A 5,543-nucleotide genomic window follows, 5' to 3' on the forward strand; every position below is an offset into this window, starting at 1 on the left:
ATCACTGGCACAGTTTGACCGAAATCACTGGCACAAGTACTCCGAAATCACTGGCACAAATCGAAACGGAATATCCACCTGAGTAAAGATATGTCAACGGAAAACACCACTTTAGCAGCCTTTAAAATGGCTAAAAAGAACAGATCTTTTGAAGACGGATTAATAATTTTCCATTCTGACCAAGGAGTACAATATGCAAACTACAAATTTGCAAATTTTTTAGAGTCTTTTAATGTTATTAGAAGCATGAGTAGAACTGCGAAGCACATCACGAATACCAAAATAAATAATAACCAATGAGTAAAGGCTAATTTTTGGGATAACGCCGTAGCAGAATTGCGAAGCACATCATGAATACTAAAACAAATATAAACGATGAATAAAGCTTCTTTAAATCGCTAAAAGCGGAGATGATTTATGGAAATTTACAACTAAATACAAAGCAAATGGAGGCTAAAGTCTTTGACCCGAACGAAGTGAACTGGCGCAAGCAATATATCGAAATCTGGTATAATAAAAAAACGTAGACACTCCTACTTAAACCACCAGACAATCAATGAGTTTAATCAAATAATAAATATTAATAAAGCTGCTTAACTAATTGTCCGGATTTCATTAGGATATCCAATGAGGGACTGATACCGTTTATCAAACTCGAACGAAAAATACTTTTCCGTGAAAGCGATATACGCAAGGTATTGGAAGATAACTATCAGTATTAGTTGTTAAAAAAATAAATTCAATTAAGGTCTTTTAATCTCTGAAATAAACAGTTCTCTGTCAGTATCATTAATTAATTCCAAATCAGGTGAATTCTCTAACGCTCTTGGAATTCCACTACCAACACCGACAAAAGGCAGAATATATCTTGCATTGGTAAATAAAATCGGATTTCGGGGTATAGAAGTTCCGATTTTAATATTATCAATGGTAAGCGTGTTTGGAAGTTTTCCTGGACTTACAATTTCTATTCTATTGTCAAAAATGAACACCTTAATACTTGACAGAATAAAATAATCTCTGTGTATTAGAGCATTAACAAGCAATTCTTCTATTGTTTCTATTGGTATTTCCAACACTGACTGTGAATTAAAACTATCTTCTTTCTGTACTTTTTTCAAATTCCTCGTGATGAAAGAAAGTGTTTTATCATACAATTCTTTCAAGTTTCCGGTAAAAGGGTCTTCTTTATCCCGAAACTCACTTGTACCTATATCATTTCCAACTATAGAGACACACTGTACAGTATATGTAGGGCGAAACTGTTGTGGATTTTTACCAAATAAAAGTAATCCACCAAGACTAATTTTACCATCTTTTAACATCCCAAGATTAGAAAGAAGCGAAGCGGTAGATTGTCCCAATTCTTCGATTGATTTCTTTGTTTTTGCCATTATAAAATCCTGAAAAAGCTCCTCATCAATATCATTAATAGTTGTGCCGTTCACTATGGTTTCATCAGCAAAAAGATTACCACTACTCTGAAGCAATCGGGCAATTTCTTCTTTAGCAATTACTTTACGTCTATCCGAACCGTTTTTTACCCAAATTATTCCGTTATTGTCCATATGTGGTTTACTTGTTCCCTCCGAAATGTGGGCTACAATAACATTCTGTTCCTCTACCTTTACGGTTTCTGTATAGATATAAATCGGTGCCTTGACATTGTTAGATGCAGAGTTTGCTAAAAGCTCATTGGTTTCTTGAAGTTCTTCGAAAGAAAGTCCGTTGATTTGTCCCGTTTTATCATCAACGCCAATAATTATCATACCCCCTTTTGTATTTGAAAAAGCGACCATTTCAGCACCAACGGAATTGGCGTTATTTACACGTACTTTAAATTGAACCTTACTCGATTCGCCCATATGGATTAAATCCAATAATTCTAATGCGTCCATAATTCGTAAATTCTTTTTCTGTTATTAAATGCTTCCTGACCACCCTCCATAATATTTACTATTTCGCTTCTTATTGATTGGTTATCAATACTGCCAAAATTTGCTTTTATACTATCTGTGTCATATTTACACGAAATCACTTGCTCACAATCGCCAAGAACTGGAATATTCGGGTTGTGGGTAGCAAAAATGAACTGTGATGAATTTTTCAATTCTTTCAATACTTTTATGACATCATTATAAATAGTTTGATTGTCCAAATCGTCCTCGGGTTGGTCAATGATAATTAAATCACTATCCTTTAATGTCAATAAAAATATAATCAGGGCAGATGCTCTCTGTCCCAAAGAATGTTCATTCAAAGGTCTTCCTCGATAAATAATGTCAAATTTATCGGGTATTCTGTAAGTCAAAAACGCTTCAATATTCCTATTAAAATACTCTCTAAATGTATTCAATTGAACATCAGAAAGATTGTCGGATAACTTAGAGTTGGATTGGTGTAAATCTTCAAAGACAGCAACCAAATCATTATAGCTGTCTATAATTATCTGAATATTGTTTTCCCTTAAATTACTTCCTCTCAGGTTCTCTTTCAGATAAGATTTAAAATCTGTTTTATTTCCTTTAAAAGCAACATCTATTCTTATAGAACTTTGGTCTTCGTTTACTTTTTTAATTTCTTCCTGAACAATTTCAAATTCGTTGTGCCACAATTTTTGCAAAGCAATCAAAGATTGTTTCAATTGATTTTCCAATTCTCTTTTCTTATCGGATAGCTTATTTAATTCCGATAGTTGAGCTTTTGTCAAATCAAGCTCTTTGGTATATTTTACATAGTCGTCAGCTTGTATATTGGGCAGGTTTATTTGCCTTTTAATTTGTGAAAATTCCTCTTTTAGGGCTTCATATTTCACATTGAAGTCTTGATGCTTTTTTTTAAGTACAATATTTTCTACATCCAATTTTGATAAAAGGGATTTGGCTTCAACAAACAGATTCTCAAAAACAGTAAAATGCTGTTTTATTAAATCTATATCTGTGGTGTTTTCTTTTGAAACATATATTTTGAAACTATGGAAGCTATCCTCAAATTCACTTACAAATTCACTCAAACCATCAATGACTTTTTGTTCAAATTTTTCAAGTCGTTTGATAAAATTACTGTCTTGGTCAAAAGAGATTTGCTTTTCAAGTTTTTTATCAATTTCATTATCTTTAAAAACCTGAATTTTGAGGTTCAATTCGGCTTGTTTGGCTTCAATATCTGTTTTTCTCGCAACTTTTGTATCTATTTTTTTGAGTTCGCCTATTAACCTCAATACATCTTGATTTCTTTCTTCAATTTCGCGTTTTTTGTTTAATAAGCGGTCGCCAATTAATTTACTAATGAGGTATTCTGTCGAGAGGGAATCGCCTATTTGCGAAAGGTCTTTTTGCCCAAAATATATAGGCTTCTTTACGATGGCATTTGGTTTTAATCCAATTTGTAATTCTCCATCTTTGTAAATATTTGTTCTATCTCCAAGAATTTTTTCAGCAATATATTCCTTGCCTTGGTCGTCAACCAAAACAGATGTTATTTTTCCACCACTTCCCAATAAAGCATTTACCAAATTGGTTTTATACTCAAAATCAACATTTTGATTTTTTTGCAAATCAATATCCAAAGCATATCTAATAGCTTCAAGAACAGAAGATTTTCCGCTTCCTCTAATACCAATTAAATTATTCATTGAATGATTTAATTCAATTGTAGAGCCGTCTAATTTCCCACCTTTAAAACTGATAGATTTTAAATAGCCATTGCTTGGATTGACAATTTGCTGTTCTTGTCTGAATTGCTTGTCTAATAATGCGTATTTGATTGCTTCAAAATTAAATGCTCCTATTTTCAGATACGTTTTTTGAGTAACTTCGTTTATACAATTCTCTATTCCAATGCTTTCTATGCTTTTTGCATCAGACCCTTCCACAAAAGCGGGTAGTTGGTTATTTAGCCAAAGATTAAGATTTGTGATTACATCTCTTGTTCTTACCTTTTGAAATCCGAGAACTGCTTTTCGGAATAATGGATTGTCGCCTAATTCCTGAATACGCCCTCCGTCCAACTCATTGTAAAAGCCACTTTTTTGCTCAATATGAGCCATTATGATGAAATAGTCTTTTTCAAAGGCGTTCAATTTCTTTATTGTCTCAATCAAATTGTCGTTTGAGCGACCGTTTTCGTTTTCAAAATTGTGTTTACCCGCAAAAGTTTGAGTGATAAACTGATTAATATAGTCTGTGCCATTTTCAAGCCACTCTATTGGATTGAAAACAACAAGGCAATGAATTCCATTTGCCCCATCATTTACAGAAAGCTCAACTCCTGGCAAAAGGTAAATTTCTTTTTTCCTTGCAGTTTTTTCAAGTCTTTTATATTCGTCAAAATTAAATTTGTTGTGATTGGTTATTGTAGCAATTTTAATACCTTCTTCACTTAACCTATTTACATAGTTAGATGTATAATAATCACTTTCGCCACTATAAGTGAACTCTTTGTCTGCATTTGTGTGCAAATGAAAGTCAGCCCTTAACCAAGTGCTACCGTTTTTAAAAATTTCAAACTGTTTATCCATTTTGCAAATCGTCTTTAGTGGAAACTAATAATTCTCTTATGTCAATGTCTAAGACTTGAGAGATTTCAGTCAAAACTTGAATACTTGGCTGTGCGTTATTATTACAGTAATTTGTAACTACAACATAACTTTTTCCGATTTTTTCGGCAAGCCAAGTCTGGGTTCTCCCTTGTTCTTTTAAAACTTCTTTTATTCGATTCATTGATTCAAAGTTCTTTTATTATGACACAACGATACAAAGGTACAGTTAATTATGATACGGCAATATATTTTTATGTTGAAAAACAATATATTAAAATATATTGCTTATGAAACCCTTAAGAAACCTTACCATATAATGGTTTTAGAGCTATGCTACAAAAAACTGTTCCAAACTTTTAAACCTATGTGATACTTTTTGCATATCCTTACCGACTTTCTCGTTGAGATTTTTTGTATAAATCTGTATTGTGGCAATATTCTTATGTCCTAACATCTTAGTCAAACTCTCTAACGGAACACCCTCACCCAAAAACAAGGTAGCAAATGTATGACGTGCCAAATGAAAGGTTACTTTTTTCTCATTAAGGCAGTCTATTTGTTGGGAAATTACTTTTAGTCTATCATTACAGGAACTGTTGGACGGAACAGGAAAAACCTTTCCATCCTTTGGCAATCCTGCATACTTTTCGATAATCATTAAACTTATACACATTATCATAATTACTATTGTTGTAAACCACCATTAGTTATCTCACCAAGTTATTATTTTGTTTGGGTGTTCGATGAACCTTGCTCTTGCTGCGGTTTCTCCTCACGAAGTGCACCGAATATCAAAGCAAATAAAATCATTAATGAGGTAAACGGTAGATAACCATAGTAATGCGTAGGCACTCCATTCATGTCTGTAAAGTAAGAAGAACTTCCTCTCACGAAGTGCATTGAATACCAAAACAAATATAAGCGTTAATGAGATAAACGAAGTTCATCGAATACCAATAAACAATAATAAAGTAAATGAGATAAACGAAGTTCATCGAATACC

General features: G+C 32.9%; 4 protein-coding genes. All 4 read right to left on the minus strand.

All coding sequences use genetic code 11. The features are described from left to right. Positions 1–743 precede the first annotated feature (743 nt). Entirely contained in the window at positions 744–1,898 is a 1,155-nt protein-coding gene (locus ACPDHL_RS15925; RefSeq protein WP_430533700.1) for an RNA-binding domain-containing protein, read from the minus strand. Next, on the minus strand, positions 1,886–4,519 hold the full coding sequence (locus ACPDHL_RS15930; protein ID WP_430533701.1) for a TrlF family AAA-like ATPase: 2,634 nt from the start codon (positions 4,517–4,519) through the stop codon (positions 1,886–1,888). Before ACPDHL_RS15930 ends, ACPDHL_RS15925 begins: the two co-directional genes overlap by 13 nt. Continuing rightward, complete coding sequence (locus tag ACPDHL_RS15935) at positions 4,512–4,721, minus strand: helix-turn-helix transcriptional regulator (RefSeq protein WP_430533702.1); 210 nt, start codon at positions 4,719–4,721, stop codon at positions 4,512–4,514. Before ACPDHL_RS15935 ends, ACPDHL_RS15930 begins: the two co-directional genes overlap by 8 nt. 147 nt (positions 4,722–4,868) lie before the next feature. After that, positions 4,869–5,198, minus strand: a complete 330-nt coding sequence (locus tag ACPDHL_RS15940) for a tyrosine-type recombinase/integrase (RefSeq protein WP_430533703.1) — start codon at positions 5,196–5,198, stop codon at positions 4,869–4,871. Positions 5,199–5,543 lie beyond the last annotated feature (345 nt).

The sequence above is a fragment of the Myroides sp. C15-4 genome (assembly GCF_050522745.1).
In the GTDB taxonomy this organism is placed as follows: domain Bacteria; phylum Bacteroidota; class Bacteroidia; order Flavobacteriales; family Flavobacteriaceae; genus Flavobacterium.